Annotated in this window: 21 protein-coding genes and 3 pseudogenes; 12 read left to right on the top strand and 12 right to left on the bottom strand. The window is 58.4% G+C overall.

Annotation, left to right across the window (positions count from 1 at the left end; genetic code table 11):
• Positions 1-33 precede the first annotated feature (33 nt).
• Complete coding sequence (locus R1A29_RS10290; RefSeq protein WP_438301371.1) at positions 34-1,131, top strand: polyamine ABC transporter substrate-binding protein; 1,098 nt, start codon at positions 34-36, stop codon at positions 1,129-1,131.
• A gap of 124 nt (positions 1,132-1,255) precedes the next feature.
• Here the strand turns inward: R1A29_RS10290 and thpR are convergent, their stop codons facing one another.
• On the bottom strand, positions 1,256-1,795 hold the full coding sequence (gene thpR, locus R1A29_RS10285) for an RNA 2',3'-cyclic phosphodiesterase (RefSeq protein ID WP_438301369.1): 540 nt from the start codon (positions 1,793-1,795) through the stop codon (positions 1,256-1,258).
• 107 nt (positions 1,796-1,902) lie between these two features.
• On the opposite strand from thpR, the gene R1A29_RS10280 reads away from it, so the two are divergent.
• A complete protein-coding gene (locus tag R1A29_RS10280; protein WP_438301367.1) occupies positions 1,903-2,097 on the top strand; it encodes a hypothetical protein in 195 nt (64 codons plus the stop codon).
• Positions 2,098-2,125: 28 nt separating this feature from the next.
• Here R1A29_RS10280 and R1A29_RS10275 read toward each other — a convergent pair whose 3' ends face one another.
• The 3 genes and pseudogenes from R1A29_RS10275 to R1A29_RS10265 all read right to left on the bottom strand — a co-directional run bounded on the left by R1A29_RS10275 (position 2,126) and on the right by R1A29_RS10265 (position 3,951).
• Positions 2,126-2,392, bottom strand: a complete 267-nt coding sequence (locus tag R1A29_RS10275; RefSeq protein WP_438301366.1) for a hypothetical protein — start codon at positions 2,390-2,392, stop codon at positions 2,126-2,128.
• Positions 2,393-2,515: 123 nt separating this feature from the next.
• Positions 2,516-2,869, bottom strand: coding sequence for a DUF1428 domain-containing protein (locus R1A29_RS10270; RefSeq protein WP_438301364.1), 354 nt, complete (start codon positions 2,867-2,869; stop codon positions 2,516-2,518).
• An 18-nt stretch (positions 2,870-2,887) separates the two neighbouring features.
• A pseudogene (locus R1A29_RS10265) lies at positions 2,888-3,951 on the bottom strand (hypothetical protein).
• Positions 3,952-4,181: 230 nt separating this feature from the next.
• On the opposite strand from R1A29_RS10265, the gene R1A29_RS10260 reads away from it, so the two are divergent.
• Positions 4,182-4,454: a hypothetical protein gene (locus R1A29_RS10260; RefSeq protein WP_438301362.1), complete on the top strand. Its 273-nt coding sequence runs from the start codon at positions 4,182-4,184 to the stop codon at positions 4,452-4,454.
• 43 nt (positions 4,455-4,497) lie between these two features.
• Here R1A29_RS10260 and R1A29_RS10255 read toward each other — a convergent pair whose 3' ends face one another.
• A complete protein-coding gene (locus tag R1A29_RS10255) occupies positions 4,498-4,707 on the bottom strand; it encodes a hypothetical protein (RefSeq protein ID WP_085708661.1) in 210 nt (69 codons plus the stop codon).
• 283 nt (positions 4,708-4,990) lie between these two features.
• Between R1A29_RS10255 and paoA the strand changes: the two genes are divergently transcribed.
• Genes paoA through paoC form a run of 3 tightly spaced genes read left to right on the top strand, consistent with a single transcriptional unit; the run spans position 4,991 to position 8,780 of the window.
• Positions 4,991-5,632: an aldehyde dehydrogenase iron-sulfur subunit PaoA gene (gene paoA / locus R1A29_RS10250; RefSeq protein ID WP_423205357.1), complete on the top strand. Its 642-nt coding sequence runs from the start codon at positions 4,991-4,993 to the stop codon at positions 5,630-5,632.
• Positions 5,629-6,585, top strand: a complete 957-nt coding sequence (locus R1A29_RS10245) for an FAD binding domain-containing protein (protein ID WP_438301361.1) — start codon at positions 5,629-5,631, stop codon at positions 6,583-6,585. Before paoA ends, R1A29_RS10245 begins: the two co-directional genes overlap by 4 nt.
• Entirely contained in the window at positions 6,582-8,780 is a 2,199-nt protein-coding gene (gene paoC, locus R1A29_RS10240) for an aldehyde oxidoreductase molybdenum-binding subunit PaoC (protein WP_438301360.1), read from the top strand. The genes R1A29_RS10245 and paoC overlap by 4 nt, the downstream gene beginning before the upstream one ends.
• Before the next feature lie 141 nt (positions 8,781-8,921).
• Here paoC and R1A29_RS10235 read toward each other — a convergent pair.
• A pseudogene (locus tag R1A29_RS10235) lies at positions 8,922-10,034 on the bottom strand (tyrosine-type recombinase/integrase).
• 81 nt (positions 10,035-10,115) lie between these two features.
• On the opposite strand from R1A29_RS10235, the gene R1A29_RS10230 reads away from it, so the two are divergent.
• Both R1A29_RS10230 and R1A29_RS10225 read left to right on the top strand, forming a co-directional pair.
• Positions 10,116-10,367, top strand: a complete 252-nt coding sequence (locus R1A29_RS10230; RefSeq protein ID WP_438301359.1) for a hypothetical protein — start codon at positions 10,116-10,118, stop codon at positions 10,365-10,367.
• Between the two features lie 81 nt (positions 10,368-10,448).
• On the top strand, positions 10,449-10,865 hold the full coding sequence (locus R1A29_RS10225; RefSeq protein WP_438301358.1) for a hypothetical protein: 417 nt from the start codon (positions 10,449-10,451) through the stop codon (positions 10,863-10,865).
• Between the two features lie 27 nt (positions 10,866-10,892).
• Here the strand turns inward: R1A29_RS10225 and R1A29_RS10220 are convergent, their stop codons facing one another.
• Both R1A29_RS10220 and R1A29_RS10215 read right to left on the bottom strand, forming a co-directional pair.
• Entirely contained in the window at positions 10,893-11,603 is a 711-nt protein-coding gene (locus R1A29_RS10220; RefSeq protein WP_438301357.1) for a putative phage abortive infection protein, read from the bottom strand.
• Between the two features lie 82 nt (positions 11,604-11,685).
• The gene (locus R1A29_RS10215; RefSeq protein WP_438301356.1) at positions 11,686-12,240 is read right to left on the bottom strand and encodes a hypothetical protein; all 555 of its coding nucleotides are present in this window, start codon (positions 12,238-12,240) and stop codon (positions 11,686-11,688) included.
• A gap of 338 nt (positions 12,241-12,578) precedes the next feature.
• On the opposite strand from R1A29_RS10215, the gene R1A29_RS10210 reads away from it, so the two are divergent.
• On the top strand, positions 12,579-12,806 hold the full coding sequence (locus tag R1A29_RS10210) for a hypothetical protein (protein ID WP_438301355.1): 228 nt from the start codon (positions 12,579-12,581) through the stop codon (positions 12,804-12,806).
• A gap of 121 nt (positions 12,807-12,927) precedes the next feature.
• Here the strand turns inward: R1A29_RS10210 and R1A29_RS10205 are convergent, their stop codons facing one another.
• Together R1A29_RS10205 and R1A29_RS10200 are read right to left on the bottom strand one after the other, a co-directional pair.
• Positions 12,928-13,194, bottom strand: coding sequence for a hypothetical protein (locus tag R1A29_RS10205; RefSeq protein ID WP_438301354.1), 267 nt, complete (start codon positions 13,192-13,194; stop codon positions 12,928-12,930).
• A gap of 115 nt (positions 13,195-13,309) precedes the next feature.
• Positions 13,310-13,918 (bottom strand): hypothetical protein, encoded by a 609-nt coding sequence (locus R1A29_RS10200; protein WP_438301353.1) that lies wholly within the window; start codon positions 13,916-13,918, stop codon positions 13,310-13,312.
• Between the two features lie 31 nt (positions 13,919-13,949).
• On the opposite strand from R1A29_RS10200, the pseudogene R1A29_RS10195 reads away from it, so the two are divergent.
• A pseudogene (locus R1A29_RS10195) lies at positions 13,950-14,407 on the top strand (DNA cytosine methyltransferase); the annotation flags it as partial.
• A gap of 147 nt (positions 14,408-14,554) precedes the next feature.
• Here R1A29_RS10195 and R1A29_RS10190 read toward each other — a convergent pair.
• Positions 14,555-14,998 (bottom strand): hypothetical protein, encoded by a 444-nt coding sequence (locus R1A29_RS10190; protein WP_438301352.1) that lies wholly within the window; start codon positions 14,996-14,998, stop codon positions 14,555-14,557.
• Between the two features lie 263 nt (positions 14,999-15,261).
• On the bottom strand, positions 15,262-16,206 hold the full coding sequence (locus R1A29_RS10185) for an aldo/keto reductase (RefSeq protein ID WP_438301351.1): 945 nt from the start codon (positions 16,204-16,206) through the stop codon (positions 15,262-15,264).
• Positions 16,207-16,318: 112 nt separating this feature from the next.
• Between R1A29_RS10185 and R1A29_RS10180 the strand changes: the two genes are divergently transcribed.
• Positions 16,319-17,089 carry an alpha/beta hydrolase gene (locus R1A29_RS10180; RefSeq protein WP_438301350.1) on the top strand — a complete coding sequence of 257 codons (771 nt, stop codon included), beginning with the start codon at positions 16,319-16,321 and terminating at the stop codon, positions 17,087-17,089.
• Between the two features lie 140 nt (positions 17,090-17,229).
• Entirely contained in the window at positions 17,230-18,096 is an 867-nt protein-coding gene (locus R1A29_RS10175) for a CAP domain-containing protein (RefSeq protein WP_134827312.1), read from the top strand.
• The last annotated feature ends 1 nt before the right edge of the window (position 18,097 follow it).

Raw genomic sequence — 18,097 nt, 5'->3', positions numbered from 1 at the left:
AAGCTTTTGAATAAAAAGAATGGAGTTGTACCGATGAAAATGTTTGGCAGGACTCTGCTGACACTGTCCTTATTGGGCGTAATCGCCACGGGCGCCCAGGCCAACGACAAGGTGCTGCGCGTTTACAACTGGTCGGACTACATCGCCCCGGACACCGTCAAGAAGTTCGAAGACGAGACCGGCATCCGCGTGACCTACGATGTGTTCGACAGCAATGAAACCCTCGAAGCGCGTCTGCTCGCGGGCAAGTCAGGCTACGACATCGTGGTGCCGTCCAACAGTTTCCTGGCCAAGCAGATCAAGGCCGGGGTCTACCAGACCCTGGACAAATCGAAGCTGCCGAACTGGAAGAATCTCAACCCGGTGCTGCTGAAAAACGCCTCCGCCAGTGATCCGGGCAACGCCCATGCGTTCCCGTACATGTGGGGCTCGATCGGCATCGGTTTCAACCCGGCCAAGGTCAAGGAAGTGCTCGGCAAGAACGCGCCGACCAATTCCTGGGACCTGTTGTTCAAACCGGAGAACGCCGAAAAGCTCAAGGCTTGCGGCATCAGTTTCCTCGACTCGCCGACCGAAATGATCCCGGCGGCCCTGCACTATCTGGGCTATCCGGTGAACGACAAGGACACCGCGCACATCAAGGAAGCCGAAGCGCTGTTCATGAAGATTCGCCCGAACGTGGCGTACTTCCATTCGTCGAAATACATCTCGGACCTGGCCAACGGCAACATCTGCGTGGCGGTCGGTTACTCCGGTGACGTGCTGCAGGCCAAGGCCCGCGCGGTGGAATCGGGCAACAACGTGGTGATCGACTACAGCATTCCGAAGGAAGGTGCCGGCAGCTTCTACGACATGGTCGCCATCCCCCGCGATGCGGCGAACGTCGAGAACGCTTACCTTTTCATGGACTTCCTGATGCGTCCGGACATCATCGCCGAGATCACCAACAGCAACGGCTACAGCAACGCCAACGCCGCCGCCACGCCACTGGTGGACGAAGCGATCCGCAACGACCCGGGCTCGTACCCGTCGCAGGAAGTGATGGCCACGCTGTACGCGGTGCCGGATCAGCCGATTGCCACGCAACGGATCATGACCCGGGGCTGGACCCGCGTAAAACTCGGCAAGTAAACACACATCGATTTCCCGTTCACGCAGCGCCTTACCACCGCTGCACCCTCGCTCTGAACGGCCTCACCTGGCCTCCCTCGGTTCAGGTGAATTCAGGCGCCCTCGGGCGCCTTTTTTTGTGGGCTCAGGTCAGCGGCCAATCCTGAATAATTCGATAACGGCCCTTGTGGGATTCGAACAGCGCAAAGCGTTCGGCCCGCAGGAAGAACTCCGGCGGCGTGGCGGATTCCGGCTCCGGCGCGCGATAGTCCCGGGCCAGCGTCAGGTGCGGACGATACTCACGCGTCGCCTCTTCAAAACCGAACGGCAGCATCGCCTGCTCCAGTCCGTAAACCAGCCGCAACAAACCCGCAGGTGCCTGCTCCGGCGCCAGCGCCAACACCCCGGCGCGCCGCCAGACCTGCAAGCGATCCAGCGAAATTTTCAGCGCCTCACCCGGCGTGCGCACTTTGGACGCTGCCTCACAGACTTCACCGATCTGCGCCAACGGCACCGCACCGAGAAACAGCAACGTCAGATGAAAGTTGTCCGCCGGCACCGGTTTGCCGGTGCGCAAACCCAGTTCGCTGCGCCATTGGGCAATCGCCTTGCGCTGTGCCGGCGGGCAGTCCAGGGCAAAGAACAGCCGCTTGAACGGTTGATCCCCGCGTGTTTCGTCCGTCATGGCCACGCTCCTTCGTTCGTCGAGATCCCTGGATTCTACACGCCCGTTTCTGGCGACTCCCGGCATGGGGGTTATAGTTCAACGATTGCCATCAACCGGAGGACGTCATGCGCGAGATCCTCAGCAAAGAACCCTGGTGGGCCCGACCGCCGAATCCCGGACAGGATGAGAAGGAACTGGAATGGGGCTGGCTGGTGCATTACAGCGAGGGAGAACCGCGTTTCGAATTCGTGCGCGAGCGGCCGACGGACGAGCAGATTCGCAACCGCAAAGGCTGCCGGATCACCCCGTCGGCGGAGTGATCCGGTTATTACAATTACGGAAATCGCTCTAATCTCTTTGAGATTTATCCTTACTTTTAAGAGTGCCATCCGCCCTCAAGGCATGCTCGGGTACTCCTCCTTGGAGATTTAAATCAACGCTAAGGATGTCAGCGTAAGCAAAGGTCTTATCTTTGCCATAAGTAACCCAGTCAATCGTGATACCTGTTTCACTTACACTTTTGAGCGTGCCGGTATGGGACCCTCTGGAGGCATCTCTAACAATAATAGAAGTGCCAACAGCAACGTTCGCAAACGAACTCTGTGAAAACGACATGATCATTGCTCCATCAGTGAGATGAAGTCGAATCCTGCGATATCCACACTCAACTAACACCTGTGGAAAATGACAGTTTTTAAGGCTATTTCGCTATTAACGTTTAGGCTATGTGCATAGTATTCAAAGTTCCACTAGATACTTGAAGCCACCAAAGATCATCCGCTGCCCATCGAAAGGCATCGGATTGACGTCCGGCTGCATGCGCGGATCTTCCATCATTTTGCCCATGCCAGCGTCGCGGGTGGCCTTGTCCGGCCAGACCAGCCAGCCGGCCGACACGGTTTCGCCTTCCTTGAGTTTCACCGCCATCGGGAATGAGGTGACCTTGCCGTCCGGCACGTCATCACCCCAGCCTTGAACCACCTCCAGGGCGCCGTATTCCTTGAACAGTTTCTCGGCGATTTCGCAGTGTTTTTTGTACTGTTCGCGATTGGCGTTCGGAACGGGTGCGACAAAAACATCGATGTAAGCCATGGTCGTTCTCCTGCGGGTTTAGGGGTCGATCTGCTGAGTAGTCGACTCAGGCGGGCGCCATTCGACAGGTGTGGCGCCCAACCCGACCGACGGTTCCTCTGCTCCCCCGAGATTGCCTTCGACCTGCGCCGCCATGTGCAGCGTACCGGCCATTACGCCGGTCGTCGGGTTTTGCACCAGTTTCAGCCAGGCCTTGTCGAACGTGTTGCCCAAGCTGCTGCGGATCAGCGCTTCGCTGTCCGGGCGATCATTGGCCTGAAGGATGGCACGGATGCCCGCCACGCCTACCGAGATCACCCCGCCGACGAGTTTGCCGGCCGCCGCCGCAACCGCGCTGGCCGCGCCCCGGGGTGCCATCTCCGCCTCCATGCGCTGGCTGGCACGCTTGGCCACCGGGGCCATGCCGGCATCGGTCGAGGCGATGCCCTTGGCCCCGCCTTCGGTGTGGATCTTGTCGATCAGCGCGGCATAGGCCGGCAAGGTGTTCAGCGGCTCCGTGCTGACAACCTGATACAGCGAGGCATCCCGGCCGGCGGCGGCCCGAGGGCGATGGCGGGGATTTTCTGCAAGTGCCCGTTGAGCTGGGCGACGGGTACGCCGTAGCGCTGGGCGATGACCGGCATCTGCTGCGCCATCAGTTGCGCGTAGAACGCGGTGGACTGGGCGAGGATCGCGTCCGGGTCGATCTCCTGAGCCACGGGCACCAGCACCCGCTCCTGATATTGCTCCAGCAAATAGGCAGCCAGGCGCTTGGATGAGGCGTCCTGCTCGCCCCCGGCGCTGAGGGTGTACCAGCTGACTTTCATCGACAGCCATTCCTGGGTCCAGTAGCTGCTGAACCACGGGATGAATTTTTCTTCAGTTTGCTCGTAGACCCGAATGCGCCAATGTTCCATCGAACCGCGGGCAAAAGCCTTGACCTGTTCGGTGGACTGCCGGGAAGCCACAACGATATCCCGGTCGATCTGCTGCCAGGTGGCCGGCGAAACCACCACCGCCGGCGCGCTCGCCGGGCCCCGCGCCGAACTCGCGCAACCGGCCAGCAACATCAGTGCGGCGACGATCAGCGCACGCAGGTTCACGGTGGCGGTGTCCTTTGGTGGGTCAGATCTGGAGGTAACGACTTGAGTATAGGTGCGGGTTTCAGCCGTTTGTCCGGTTGTATCGATCCTCGATCCGGGCGCGGGATTTCAGCTTTTGTTCCAACCATCACTGACGTCGATGATCACCATTACGACGATTGCCTTCCGCATCAGACGCGTCCGGCGCAGGATTCACCCATCCGAGACACACACCACGAGGAGTTCACATCATGAGTCGTACCGTCACCCTCGCCGTGAGCTTCCCGGTCTTCGGCAACAACTATTACGACCAGCAAGTGGTGTCGCTGAAGACACAGGCGCTGGTGTTCAACGAAGATTTCGAAGATCTGCTGATGCCCGCCGCGAGCAATTATTTCAGCAATGAAGTGGTGGGCCTCAACGATCAGTTCCGTTTTCTGAGCGACATACTCGCCACCCATTTGCTGGACATCGAGGCCTCCGTGCCTGCGCGATCCAGCGTCCGGGCGAACGCTCATTTTTAATGCCAAGGGGCGCTCCCGTGAGGGAACGCCCCTTTTTTGCTCATTACTGGTCGTCGTTATCGCCGCGATGATAGCGACGCCCGTCGCGACGGTCGTAGTCGCGATCATCCCAGCGCCGGTCATGGTCGTAATAACGGCCATGATCGCGGTCGTAATGCCGGCCATGGCGGTAGTCATCATCAAAGTCCGCCACACAACCGCCCAGCAGTACGGCGGCAGAAACAGTCAGCAACAGGCTCGTTGCACGCATCATTCAGAATTTCCCTAAAACCAAGGTCTTGACGACGGAAGTGGTCAGCGCAATGCGCGCAGCCGCGGTTTCGACCGGGGAAAACACCGATGATTCACTGACGGTCCATGACCGTTGATCGCCTCGTTAGCCTCAACGTGGCGGGCCTGATGCCCGAACAAAAATCCGACAAAACCTTTTCCTCTCCCTCGCGGTCACTCCTAGAACAGACCAAGACTGGCAACCACGCCGGCGTGCACGTGCGGGTCATTTGCAACCCGCCGACCTGATCAGAGGAAGCCCAGCCATGAACGATCATCCGCCATCGGGGATGTCCCGACGCCGGTTCCTGATTCTCGGCGCCGTGACAGCGACAGCCTTTGCACTGCCGCCCTTCATCAGCCTCAAGGCCTACGCGGCCAGTCTGGAGCAACCGGCCATGAGCAAAGTGACGCTTGAAGTCAACGGCACGCCGCAGGCCCTTGATATCGATACCCGCACCACGCTGCTCGACGCTCTGCGCGAACACCTGCACCTGACCGGCAGCAAAAAAGGCTGCGACCACGGCCAGTGCGGCGCCTGCACGGTGATCGTCGATGGCCGGCGGATCAATTCGTGCCTGACCCTGGCGGTGATGCAGGACGGCGCCAAGGTCACCACCATCGAAGGTCTCGGCATGCCGGACCGGTTGCATCCGATGCAGGCCGCGTTCATCAAGCATGACGGTTATCAGTGCGGCTATTGCACGCCGGGGCAGATCTGCTCGGCGGTGGCGGTGCTCAAGGAAATTCGCGACGGCATTCCCAGCCACGCCAGCCCAAGCCTGACCGAGCCGCCGCAACTGATCGCCAGCGAGTTGCAGGAACGCATGAGCGGCAACATCTGCCGTTGCGGCGCCTACTCCAACATCATCGAAGCCATCAGCGAAGTCGCGGAGGTCTCGGCATGAGAGCGTTCAATTACAGTCGCGCCGACTCCCCCGCCGCAGCCGCTGCACAAGCGGCGCAGGTGGCAGGCGCGCGGTTCATCGCCGGCGGCACCAACCTGCTGGACCTGATGAAACTCGACATCGAAACGCCGCCGCACCTGATCGACGTCAATCACTTGGGGCTCGACCAGATCGAAGCCATTCCCGAGGGCGGCTTGCGCATCGGCGCGCTGGTACGCAACACCGACCTGGCCGCCGACCCGCGTGTGCGCAAAGACTACGGCCTGCTCTCCCGGGCCTTGCTGGCCGGGGCCTCGGGGCAGTTGCGCAACATGGCAACCACCGCCGGCAATCTGCTGCAACGCACCCGCTGCCCTTATTTCTACGACACCAACCAGGCCTGCAACAAACGCAATCCCGGCAGTGGCTGCGCGGCGATTGGCGGGGTCACCCGGCAACTGGGGATCATCGGTGTCAGCGACGCGTGCATCGCCACGCACCCCAGCGACATGGCGATTGCCCTGCGGGCGCTGGATGCGCAGATCGAAACCCTCCAACCCGATGGCAGCACCCGGCGCATCGCCATGGCCGATTTCCACGCGTTGCCCGGCAGCACACCGCACATCGAAACCGCGCTCACGCCCGGGGAATTGATCACTGGCGTTACCCTGCCCGCCCCGGTTGGCGGCACCCAGGTCTATCACAAGGTGCGGGATCGCTCGTCCTACGCGTTTGCGCTGGTGTCTGTCGGGTTGATCCTGCAAAAGGACGGCAGCGGCCGCATCGCCGTCGGTGGAGTTGCCCCGAAACCCTGGCGTGTCGAAGCCGCAGAAGCGCTGCTGCCCCAAGGCGCAAAAGCCGTCAGTGCACGTCTGCTCGACGGCGCCACGCCAACCCATGACAACCAGTTCAAGGTAACGCTGGTGGAGCGCACGCTCGCCTCGGTGCTGGCCCAAGCGAGGGACGAAGCATGAAATTCGACACGCCCGCCGCGACCAATCCGATTGACCAGTTGAAGGTCATCGGCAAACCCACCGACCGCATTGAAGGCCCGCTGAAGACCAGCGGTCAGGCGCCTTACGCTTACGAACAACACGAAGCGGCAAAAAATCAGGCTTACGGCGTCATGGTCGGTGCGGCCATCGCCAAGGGGCGCATCACCCGCATGGATCTGGACGAGGCCCACGCCGCCCCTGGCGTGCTGGCCATCGTCACCGCTGCCAATGCCGGCAAACTCGGCAAGGGCAAATACAACGCCGCGCATCTGCTCGCCGGGCCCGAGGTGCAGCACTATCACCAGGCAGTGGCGCTGGTGGTCGCTGAAACCTTCGAACAGGCACGCGCCGCCGCGCAGCTTGTGCACGTCGAGTACGCGACGGATAAAGGCCAGTTCGATCTGGCCGCCGTACGCGATCAGGGCAAGGAGCCGAAGGAAGAACTGCCGGACGTCAGACACGGCGATTTCACCACGGCTTTCGCCGATGCCCCGGTGCAGTTCGACCAGACCTACAGCACCCCGGACCAGTCCCACGCGATGATGGAACCCCACGCGACACTCGCCGCGTGGCAAGGCGATCAACTGACCCTGTGGACCTCGAACCAGATGATCGCCTGGAGTGTCGGCGACGTCGCCACCACCCTCGGCCTGCCCAAAGAGAAAGTGCGATTGATTTCGCCCTACATCGGCGGCGGTTTCGGCGGCAAGCTGTTCATCCGCGCCGACTCGATCCTCGCCGCACTCGGCGCACGCCTGGCCAACCGCCCGGTGAAAGTCGCCCTCGCCCGCCCGCAAATCGCCAACAACACCACCCACCGCCCGGCCACCATCCAGCGCATTCGCATGGGCGCCACGGCGGACGGCAAACTCACCGCCATCGCCCACGAAGGCTGGTCGGGTAACCTGGCCGAGGGCAAGGTTGAAGTCGCCGCACAGCCCAGCCAGTTGCTCTATGCCGGGGAAAACCGCCTGGTGAGCATGCGCCTCGCACCGCTGGATCTGCCGGAAGGCAACGCCATGCGCGCCCCCGGCGAAACCCCGGGGTTGATGGTGCTGGAGATTGCCATGGACGAGATGGCGGAAAAGCTCAAACTCGATCCGATCCAGTTCCGCATCCTCAACGACACCCAGGTCGACCCGGTAAAAACCGAGCGCCCCTTCTCCCAACGGCGCCTGATCGAATGCCTGCAGACCGGCGCCGAACACTTCGGCTGGGACAAGCGCAATGCAACGCCCGGCTCCCGCCGCGAAGGTCGCTGGCTGATCGGCATGGGCGTGGCGGCGGCGATTCGCAACAATCTGCTGGTGAAATCCGGCGCAAGAGTTCGGCTGGAGCGTGACGGCAAGATCACCGTGGAAACCGACATGACCGATATCGGCACTGGCAGCTACACGATCATCGCCCAGACTGCCGCCGAGATGATGGGCGTGGGCCTGGATGATGTGGTGGTGCATCTGGGGGATTCGAGTTTTCCGGTGTCGTCCGGCTCCGGTGGCCAGTTCGGCGCCAATTGCTCGACCGCCGGGGTCTACGCCGCGTGCCTGAAACTGCGCGAAGCGGTGACGACGAAACTGGGCATGACCGAAGGTGACGCAGTGTTCGCCGATGGCCAGGTGCAGCTCGGCAACAAACAGGTGCCGTTGCGCAACGCCGCGCAAAACGGTGCGGTTGAAGCCGAGGACAGCATCGAATTCGCCGACCTCGCCAAGCAGTATCAGCAATCGACCTTCGGCGCGCATTTCGTCGAAGTCGCGGTCGATGCCGCCACCGGCGAAGTGCGCGTGCGGCGCATGCTCGCGGTCTGCGCTGCCGGGCGGATTCTCAACCCGAAATCCGCCCGCAGCCAGGTGATCGGCGCGATGACCATGGGTGTCGGTGCGGCATTGATGGAAGAGTTGGCGGTGGACAAACGGCTGGGCTTTTTCGTCAACCATGATCTGGCCGGCTACGAGGTGCCGGTACACGCCGACATCCCGCACCAGGAGGTGATTTTCCTCGATGAAACCGACCCGATCTCTTCGCCGATGAAGGCCAAGGGCGTGGGCGAACTGGGCATCTGCGGGGTCAGCGCGGCGGTGGCGAATGCGATCTACAACGCCACCGGGGCGCGAGTGCGGGAGTATCCGATTACCCTGGACAAGATTCTCGATTCGCTGCCGCCGATGATCTGAATCCGCTAGCGCACTAGCATGGGGTGCTAGGGGTCGAGTGTTCGAATCAGTCCGTCCCGACCATTATTCCTGATTAAAATTAGACAGTTAAGCCGATCAGCTGAATCGGCTTTTTTGTTCCTGCGCAAAACTTGCGTAAAACTACCCGGTGATTTCGCTGATATTCAGGTCTGGAATTGCCTCTGACCAGACGATTTCGGCGTGGTTCTTCTGGTAGTTTTTGGTCATGGTTTCGCTGGCGTGGTCGGCGATCTTCTGACCGTCTTTTCCGGCCTTCTTGTACAAGTGCAGCGATAGCGCACGCACTTCGTGAAAGCCCGACATTTCCTCTTCTTTCTATCCCTTGTAACAACCCGCCGCTTCCCGAGCCTCTTTGAAGGGTCGCGTCAAATATCGTTCTTCGATCTGCGTCCAGTGATCCTTCGCCTGCGCCTGCTTTTGCTTTTTGCGATCGGGCCGGCGGTGATCAGGTAAGGCGAAACGATGTCATCCCGGCGACGGCTTATCACGGCCTGGAGTTCTTCGGTCACCTTGAACCGGATCCACGCTGCATCGCTGGCCTTGACCGTCTTCTGCTGCACCACATACAGAAACCCGTCACGAACCCCGTCGAATCGCATGTTGAGAATGTCGGTGCGCCGCTGTGCGGTGATCAACGCCAGATCGATCGCGTTTTGCAACCAGACCGGCGACTTTTCCCGAATGGCTTTCAGGCCTTTGATGGTGCGCCGCTTGCGCTACTTCTTATCAATTCGGTTGATGTTGCTGGCCGCCGGGTTAACCGGACAAAGGCCTTTGGCCGCTGCGTGGTTGAAAATGTCGATTAGCAGGGCGCGGCACTGGTTGGCAATGCGCGGCGTGAGGGCGTCCACCATTTCGGCGATCATGCGGATAGTGATCTGGTCGACGGCTTTGCCTTCGAACTACTTTCGGAAACGGCGGAAGTGGGTGGCGTAAAGCACCGAGCGTGCCCTTGGCCAGTTCGCGCAGCGGCATTACTTCGCGCTCGTATGTGTCCAGGAAGCCGGCGAACGATTCGGATGTGCTGCCCATTACGGCGCCGATCAGGTCAGCGCCGCGCATGAACTTCAGGTTCAACTACTTCGCAGCATCGATCGCTTTGATTCGATCGAATCCGAACTGGAACAACTTACCGTCAGTAGGCCGGCGGTAGCGATAGGTCGAGCGCCGCAAATCGAAGTACAGATTCTGCGGGAGGCTCTTGTTCGCCTTGTTGCGCGGCCGTGGGACCATCTTGCAGCTCCTTTTAATACCATTGCGACCAGGCCGTTCCCTGCCGACTTGCTGAACGCCTGCGAGCGATAAGGAATCGCCTTGGCCACTCTCAAGGCGATCGCGTCAAAGCACGCCATCAAGTTCCAGGTTCGACAGAAAATCGGCACGGTGCCGAACAAGGCCACGCCTGAACTGGAGGCTCGACTGGTCCTACAGATCAAGGATTGCATCGCTGGCAGCATGAACCGGAGCCAGTGCTGCAAGGTACTGGCGATCAGTTACAACATGCCCGACCGGATTGTCCGGGATTACAAGATCGACCTCCCAAAGCTGAAGCCTGCATTTCGATGAAACGAACCACAAACCGGGCGGCCACGCGTCGCCGACAGACGTGGCTGGACTTGCCGGCCAGTGGAATTGAAGAGGTAGGCCATGGCCAAGATTGGGCAGGAGCGATCGACGAAGGCCACGCTGAAACGGATGGAATTCGACGAGAAGGAGCTGCGGCACGGGCGCCGGCTCGGAACGCGGCAGAAGCTGGAAGTGCTCATGGCCTGGAACGAAGATACCGAGCAGGCTTCAGTGATTGAGGGTTGTCTACGGTATGTAGACCCGCCTGGACCTGAAAGCGCTCTTGAGGCTCTGAAGTCGCGCCACGAAATCGAGATTAGCGAACATGTGGCGCTTGAGTTTCGGAATCAAAGCTTAGCCGAAGCTAAGCGAGACGCGGGTGACGAAATCGTTATTCCTTACAACTCTCTAGCACTTAACCAAGAGAGTTTTTTTCATCAAGGCAATGTCTATCAAATACATCCAGAGCTACTTTATTTTTTCCGAATGAAACTCTAGACACTCTTAGCAAATCTTTTTGATCAATCAATATGTTGATATCCAAATTATCAAACAATGCGTACTCTTCTGCATATTTTTTGAAATTTTCTCCCGAGAGCTCATGCAATTATAAAGAATTATAGCCAACTCATAATCGGACAACAGCGACCTAATCACAACCCCCAACTTCGCCTTATCCTGGTACTCACTTTCAGATAAAAACTTCAAAAGACTATATAGGGATCTAAAATATAAGCCAAGATCACTGTGAAAATTAACCCAGACCCAGTCATACCAATAGTCGATCTTGGTCTTCTGATCAGTCCTTTTCGTGTCACCCAAACATCTTTCCGACATACTTTTATAAATTTGCTTCAAGCAATCCCTACCAGTCGCTACAGTTTGTTTCGACTCTTTGTTTACCAAATCCAGTCGATCCACAATATTTTGCTGCAAAGATAGCCTGCTATAAAAATGAGATTCAAATTGCTGCCGGTCTGCTTTTTCGTGTGTCTGCTTCAGATCACGCCTCTGCAGCAGAAGTGTTGCCACGACGCCACAACAGGCAAGCGCGGAAAAAAGCGCATTTAATGTACCGAAAGCATCACCAAATGTACCCGCTCTCACCCCAACTAACCCTTGCTGATTTGCTTCAGAAAATCCTTGAACTAAAAAATAGTAATAACATCCGTACAGCCCCAAAATGGCTAGAACAGCAATAAGTATTAAGAATCCAACACCAGATATTTTATTCAATTCAATTTCCTTGATAGGTTTTTATAAACGTATTACCAATACCTTAAACCAAATTGCCACGACCGGTCACGGAGGGCGGCGGTCACCCTTGTATTTCTTCTGCGGTTGGTCGTGGTGCGCCAGTAGAGGCCGCCGACTCACAAGCCAGCGCGGCGATAGCAAGATGATCTTTAATCTCAGAAAGCATCACGACCCACCTTTCATAGTGAACCTTTCGCCGCCCGCTATCGCTCCACGAATGGTGTGAAATTGTCGCAACTGCATCGGCGGAAAAACTTTGGATTAGCCCTAGCGCTCGCGCTGATCTTTTGGCGGCATGACTTTTCAAAAGTAGTAACGGATATAGATCGTCGATCGAAATGGCGTTGGCCATGACATCAAGCTCTTGTATGCCCCGCAGGGCATTCATATGTCCGTCAGCTGGCTCCTCGTCATTGAAGCAAAACCAGGCGAATAGGTAAGAAGCTTTTTGCTCTAGTGCCGTGATCGGACTCAGCATCCTAGCAGCGACCAGTTCGGCGCGATCCTTGTCCGCCCGTCGGCTTACGTAAGCCGCGTGCCCAGAAACGCCCAAGGCAACAGCAACGGCGGCCAAGGTGCCGATAGCCGACCACATATCCCAAGGCGAATCCGCCATCTGAATCTCCTCTTCCGACTCCATGCCGGGCCGAACACGAATACCGCAAATACCGGCGTTGCGCCAGCTCAGGCAAAGCTCGGCGGCTCAACGATTCGATGCCACGACGCCATGTAGCCGGCTAGGTCGATGACCTTCCGAAGGAACACGGCCATCTCCAGCTTCGCTGCGTCGTCCGGTAGCCCTATCCGTTTCAGCATAGCTTTTAGCGTCCTATTCGATAGCCGCTAGCGCATCCACACCGCTTTGCAACCTCATGTCAGCCTCCTGCCAGTGTGAGTTGAAAGATAAATACATCAGTTGACAACTTGCTGGCCAGCGGGATTAAGAAGTAGGCCATGGCCGAAGAGCTGGAACTGACAGCGGGAGCCATCAAGCAGCGCAAGAAGCGCGAGAAGGCAGCTGCGAAGAACGCTGCATTGGGCGTCGAGAAGTTTACGGTTGAGGTCGCCGGCGTGTTCAAGCCAGACCTCAAGCGAGTCATGGCCGCCCACTGCTTCAACAACCAGCAGGAGGTGTATCAGAACTTGCTGCGGAACCTGATCGCAGCCGACTTCGAAACCTAGGCCAAAATGCTAAAGTGTGTCACGACACCTTTTGTTGTTACTGAAAAGGTGTCGCGCATGATTCGGGCCGCAGGCATGAAGTCGCTCGCCGACGATCCGCCAGAGCCTGACGACGAGGTAGTTACACCTCTTTAGCACCCTTCCCTAGCACGATGTCGAGCCAAGTTTTTGCCCAATCTTGAGCAGCCGCCAAGGCTTCCTCTCGTGTTTTCCAAGGACCGCGCAGACGATGGAATCTTGTTTCTTCCGTGTCTTCCGGAAGAACCCCGTCGATATCGACCTGGGCCACATGATCTGCGCCAGCATCTAAAAGATAAGTAAAGCGGACCGGGACATTTCGATACCGAAAGGCGTTAGTGGGACCGTCTTGACCATATGGTTCGAACATCTGCTACCTCCTTGAGCCGGCCCCATGCCGGTCACCCGTAATACCCCAACCCAAACCAAGTTTCCACCACCAGTCACGGAGGGTGGCGCCTGACTGGAGAAATATTCGACGATGTTTATCTAGTCTTACCGACATCTCTCTTAATGTCAGTCCATGCATCTTCAAGCTCAACCCTAAGAAGTGACTTTAATTTATTAATATTATCAATCACAGACTGACTGTCATCGCCAAGCTTCATAGCAAAAAGCATTTGCGCAGTCACTTCATCTAAATTTCTAATTTTTGTTGCATCTTCGTCATCTCTTGTGAGAAGCAACTCAAACTTTAAACCTAACGAATTTACTTGCCGATAAGCCTGAAAGTGCTCTCCTGAATTATAAAACTTCGGATCCATTTCAGTCTTTACGGCCATATCAAGCATCGCCATCAGATATTCTGATCCGCACGTTCGTAGCTCGCTCATCCATTGATTTCTAAAGCCACTGAGGTTCGCTTTAATCTGATTTTTCTGCACTCTTACTGTGAGCCAAGCAACAATTATTGCGACCACTACACCAGCAATTGAAGGTGAAACGGTTGCCCAGTCGGTATCGGATTGAGTGAATACGTAAAGTGGCTGCTCTTTTGATCCGAATTGAGCTTCAACCTTAGGATCATCGGTTAAGCGATGGCCGCTAAAGCTTAACCCCTTTGCGTCTAGCTCGAATTTATCAAATATTTCCATCACGCCTCCCTTTTGGCGAAGGATACAACATATGGCCATCACTTACGGCTCGGTCTGCGCCGGCATCGAGGCGGCAACACTTGCATGGAAGCCGCTAGGCATGCGGGCGACCTCGTTCGCCGAGATCTAAGCCTTCCCCGGCGCGGTACTGGCCCACCACTACCCGAATACGCCGAACCTCGGCGATATGACCAAACTCGGCGCCCAGGTGCTGGCCGGCAAGATCGCCGCACCGGACATCCTCGTCGGCGGCCCCCATGCCAGGCGTTCAGCGTGGTCGGAATGCGCGAAGGCCTCGCCGACTCGCGCGGCGCCCTCACAATCAAATACGTGGAGCTTGCAGATGCAGTTGACTATGTTCGCGCCGGCCAGCGAAAACCCGCTTGCGTTGTCGTCTGGGAAAACTTCCCCGGTGTCCTCAGCGACAAAGGGAACGCCTTCGGATGCCTTCTTGGCGCTCTCGCTGGGGAGGACTGCGAACTACACCCTTCAGTTGCAGATTTTGCTATGTTTCCCTTTAAAATTAATAGCTTGTATCTGTTTAATGGTCACCTTGACATGGAGGTGCTCATTGAGGTCTGCGCGCCGACATCGCAGACTCATGAGCCATCGCGAATCGCTCTCACAGGCAAGGTGCTAGGGGCCCTTAACGGTCAGTGTGTGGATATGGGGAATGTCGGAACTGCGTGAAACTAAGATTCGATTTTCTCCTGGTTTCAGCGAAATCATCCCCTCATTAGAGTCAATACGATTGCCTTCAAACCAGCCTCCTGTTGAGGCGGCTGCAGCATTGCTCGAAATATTTTGCCCGTTTACGGTGATGGATATTGGTCGCGGATCCAAAGCTGCATAGCTAATCGTCAATTGATACTGGCCGCCGTCCTTCACACTAAATCTGTACTCGGCTGATGTGGGTATATTTCCCGGTCTCCTAGTGACAATGCAATCACCATAGCCATACGGTCCGCCAGATTCGACATTCTGATTGCTTACAAAATCCTGAGCTCGCACCACCACCGTCTCAGCGTGAGCGATGCCCATACTTAAAGCGGTAAAAAGAAAACCTGCGACAAATTTCATGATTTTTTCCTTTTCTTGTTTTGACCGATCTGGCTAACAAGCATAGGCGTTGTTTTGTAAGCGGGACTAGCTGCGCACGCGCGCTGATAGTTGTGCGCAAAACCTCCCCTGGGAGCCGCGTGTTCCGTTTCCGCTTGCATAAGCACAAAAAAACGGATGTTTTGCTAGGCCTTGAATGGGTCTATATTCTTGTAAAACAGGTAGTTAGATCGCTTCAGTCCCCAGCATGGGGGTGCTGGTGCGCGACTCACACCGGAACATGACTAACCCACCAACGCAATCAACTGCTGCCGCTGCGCATCCGTCAGCATCGGCCCGAACCCGGCGCCGGCGTTGTCGGCCATGTAACGCGGATTGCCGGTGCCGGGGATTACGCAAGTCACCGCCGTGTTCGAGAGCAAAAACTTCAGCGCCAGTTGCGGCCAGCTGTTGACCTGCACGTCCGAAACCCAGCCCGGCAGGGGTTTGCCCTTGAGCCGGGCCAACAGCCCGCCACCGCCAAACGGCCGATTGCAGATCACCGCCACACCCCGTTCACGACACAACGGCAGGATGCGTTTTTCCACGCCACGGTCATCGAGGGCGTAATTGATTTGCAGGAAGTCGAGCGGTTCGGCCTTCAACACCGCTTCCACTTCGTCGTAGGCCGAGGGCGTGTAATGGGTGATGCCGATGTAGCGGATGCGGCCCTGTTCCTTCCATTCCCGCAGGGTCGGCAGATGAGTCTGCCAGTCCAGCAGGTTGTGGATCTGCATCAGGTCGATGCGATCGGTGCGCAGCAGGCGAAAGGAGTTTTCCATCTGCGCGATGCCCTCCTCGCGTCCGCGGGTCCACACCTTGGTCGCCAGAAACGCCGGTGAACGGGGTTCGTGAATCGACAACAGTTCGCCGGTGGTTTCTTCGGCGCGGCCATACATGGGTGAACTGTCGATCAGCGTGCCGCCCTTCCTGAACAACTCGTCGAGCACCGCCGACAATTGTTTATAGGCCGGCTCGCCGGGCGCGACGTCGAAGCCGCGATAGGTGCCCAGCCCTACCAACGGCAGCAGCTCGGAGCTGGAAGGGATGGCGCGGGTCTGCATGGTCTGGCCTCCGGGGGCACTCGACGACGTGGCGGCAGCCAACGCCCGGTCAAACGTGAAAACGGTCGTTATCCCCGCTGCCAGTTCGAGCAGATGGCGGCGGGAATAGCCCTCAGTGTGGCTCATGCTGGCTTCTCTGTCGGGTGGATCTGTTGCACCTTGTGTGCGGCGGCGGTCACCGGAGAAGGCTCAACTACACTGCATGGGCGAACCCTCACGTCCCGTTAAAGTTAGCCGAATGTCCAGAATCCTGATGTCACTCGTCGCTTTGCTGCTGGCCCTGTACCTGATCCTGTGTGCAGCGCTGTTCGTGTTCCAGCGCTCGCTGATCTATTTCCCGCAGGCGGGCTCAGTGGATTCGGCGGAATCGCGGATGACTCTGACGATGCCCGATGCGGACATTCGCGTCAGTGTCCGCGAACATTCCGGGGCGCGGGCGTTGATTTATTTCGGTGGCAATGCCGAGGACGTTTCGCGCAATCTGCCGGCGTTTGCCGAGGCCTTCCCCGACCACGCGATCTACCTGCTGCACTATCGCGGTTTTGGCGGCAGCGGCGGTTCGCCGTCCGAGGAGGCGATTGCCCGGGATGCCCTGGGGTTGTTCGATCAGGTGTTTTCCAGGCATCCGCAGATCGCCCTGATCGGGCGCAGCCTCGGTTCCGGCGTCGCGGTGCGGCTGGCCAGTCAGCGGCCGGTTACCCGGCTGATTCTGGTCACGCCCTACAACAGCCTCCAGGAACTCGCCGTCCGGCATTACCCGTGGGTGCCGGTGAAATGGCTGCTCAAGGAGCGTTACGAATCCGGCAAATTCGCCGAGCATATCCGCGCGCCAACCCTGCTGCTGGCGGCGAGCGATGACGAGGTGGTGCCACGGGGCAGCAGTGAACGCCTGCTGCGCAATTTCCCGGATGGCGTGGCGACCCTGAAAGTGGTGCCGGAGGCGACGCACAATTCGATTTCCGAACGCCCGCAATACCTGCAATGGATGAAGGAAGTGTTGAACCGGTGAGCGGCCACTGCGCAGTTCGTCGGCGTCCGGACAAAGCCACGGGCGCCCCGTGAACCAAGTGCAGAAAGGCCAGTCCTACTCGCGCCGCATTCGCGGTTAACTCCCTGTCAGCGCTGTCTTTTTTCAGAGTCCTGCGTCCCATGCGCCACGCCGTTCGTTCGTCTCGCTTCGTATCGCTGTGCCTGTTGATCCTCTCTCCTCTGCTCGCCCCCTCCGCCCATGCCGGCGCGGAACGACAACTGGCGGCCGCCATCAATGACCTGCGCGCCCATCCCCAACGCTGTGACCGGCGTGCGGCACAACGCCTGGCGCCACTGGCGCTCAAACAGAACATTGCGTTGCCCATCGGCTATGGCTACGGCGGCGGGTTGCGCGAGCAGTTGAAGTCTTCCGGTTATGCGGCGGTGGCCGTGCGCAGCATCCGCATTGTCGGGGCCGAGGATGCCGAAGAGGCGTTCGATCAATTGCAGGATGAACATTGCAGCGCACTGATCGACGCGCAATACGCCGACATCGGTATCAGCCGCGCTCGCAGTGAATGGCAAGTAGTGTTGGCGCGGCCGGTGATCGACAGTCGCATGGGCGACAACCGCAGCGTCGGCAAGGCCCTGCTGGCGCAAGTCAACGCTGCCCGCGCCCGGCCCCGGATGTGCGGACGCCAGCGTTTCGCCGCTGCCCGCCCCTTGAGCTGGAACCCGTCCCTCGGCGCCGCCGCCCAGGGCCACAGCAAGGCCATGGCCTACGGCAACTACTTCGCTCACCAGGACCCGGACGGCGACATGCCGGCCGACCGTGCCCGATCCGCCGGTTACCGTGGCCGGCAGATCGGCGAGAACATCGCCGCCGGGCAAAGCTCTCCCGGCAGCGCGATGGCCGGCTGGCTCGCCAGCCCGGGGCACTGCGCCAACCTGATGAACCCGATGTTTACCCAGGTCGGCGCCGGTTTTGCCAGTGATGCCCGCAGTGACAACGGTGTGTACTGGACGATGCTGTTCGGCGCGCCCTGAC

It is taken from the genome of Pseudomonas sp. NMS19W (assembly GCF_051554255.1).
GTDB lineage: Bacteria > Pseudomonadota > Gammaproteobacteria > Pseudomonadales > Pseudomonadaceae > Aquipseudomonas > Aquipseudomonas kribbensis.
This window is presented reverse-complemented; position numbering and strand designations above follow the sequence as displayed.

What these genes read in the sequence shown, in the direction of transcription:
- R1A29_RS10290 (WP_438301371.1), top strand. Translation starts at nt 34, where the DNA reads ATGAAAATGTTTGGCAGGACTCTGCTGACACTGTCCTTATTGGGCGTA.
- thpR (WP_438301369.1), bottom strand. Translation starts at nt 1,795, where the DNA reads ATGACGGACGAAACACGCGGGGATCAACCGTTCAAGCGGCTGTTCTTT.
- R1A29_RS10280 (WP_438301367.1), top strand. Translation starts at nt 1,903, where the DNA reads ATGCGCGAGATCCTCAGCAAAGAACCCTGGTGGGCCCGACCGCCGAAT.
- R1A29_RS10275 (WP_438301366.1), bottom strand. Translation starts at nt 2,392, where the DNA reads ATGTCGTTTTCACAGAGTTCGTTTGCGAACGTTGCTGTTGGCACTTCT.
- R1A29_RS10270 (WP_438301364.1), bottom strand. Translation starts at nt 2,869, where the DNA reads ATGGCTTACATCGATGTTTTTGTCGCACCCGTTCCGAACGCCAATCGC.
- R1A29_RS10260 (WP_438301362.1), top strand. Translation starts at nt 4,182, where the DNA reads ATGAGTCGTACCGTCACCCTCGCCGTGAGCTTCCCGGTCTTCGGCAAC.
- R1A29_RS10255 (WP_085708661.1), bottom strand. Translation starts at nt 4,707, where the DNA reads ATGATGCGTGCAACGAGCCTGTTGCTGACTGTTTCTGCCGCCGTACTG.
- paoA (WP_423205357.1), top strand. Translation starts at nt 4,991, where the DNA reads ATGAACGATCATCCGCCATCGGGGATGTCCCGACGCCGGTTCCTGATT.
- R1A29_RS10245 (WP_438301361.1), top strand. Translation starts at nt 5,629, where the DNA reads ATGAGAGCGTTCAATTACAGTCGCGCCGACTCCCCCGCCGCAGCCGCT.
- paoC (WP_438301360.1), top strand. Translation starts at nt 6,582, where the DNA reads ATGAAATTCGACACGCCCGCCGCGACCAATCCGATTGACCAGTTGAAG.
- R1A29_RS10225 (WP_438301358.1), top strand. Translation starts at nt 10,449, where the DNA reads ATGGCCAAGATTGGGCAGGAGCGATCGACGAAGGCCACGCTGAAACGG.
- R1A29_RS10215 (WP_438301356.1), bottom strand. Translation starts at nt 12,240, where the DNA reads ATGGCGGATTCGCCTTGGGATATGTGGTCGGCTATCGGCACCTTGGCC.
- R1A29_RS10210 (WP_438301355.1), top strand. Translation starts at nt 12,579, where the DNA reads ATGGCCGAAGAGCTGGAACTGACAGCGGGAGCCATCAAGCAGCGCAAG.
- R1A29_RS10205 (WP_438301354.1), bottom strand. Translation starts at nt 13,194, where the DNA reads ATGTTCGAACCATATGGTCAAGACGGTCCCACTAACGCCTTTCGGTAT.
- R1A29_RS10200 (WP_438301353.1), bottom strand. Translation starts at nt 13,918, where the DNA reads ATGGAAATATTTGATAAATTCGAGCTAGACGCAAAGGGGTTAAGCTTT.
- R1A29_RS10190 (WP_438301352.1), bottom strand. Translation starts at nt 14,998, where the DNA reads ATGAAATTTGTCGCAGGTTTTCTTTTTACCGCTTTAAGTATGGGCATC.
- R1A29_RS10185 (WP_438301351.1), bottom strand. Translation starts at nt 16,206, where the DNA reads ATGAGCCACACTGAGGGCTATTCCCGCCGCCATCTGCTCGAACTGGCA.
- R1A29_RS10180 (WP_438301350.1), top strand. Translation starts at nt 16,319, where the DNA reads ATGTCCAGAATCCTGATGTCACTCGTCGCTTTGCTGCTGGCCCTGTAC.
- R1A29_RS10175 (WP_134827312.1), top strand. Translation starts at nt 17,230, where the DNA reads ATGCGCCACGCCGTTCGTTCGTCTCGCTTCGTATCGCTGTGCCTGTTG.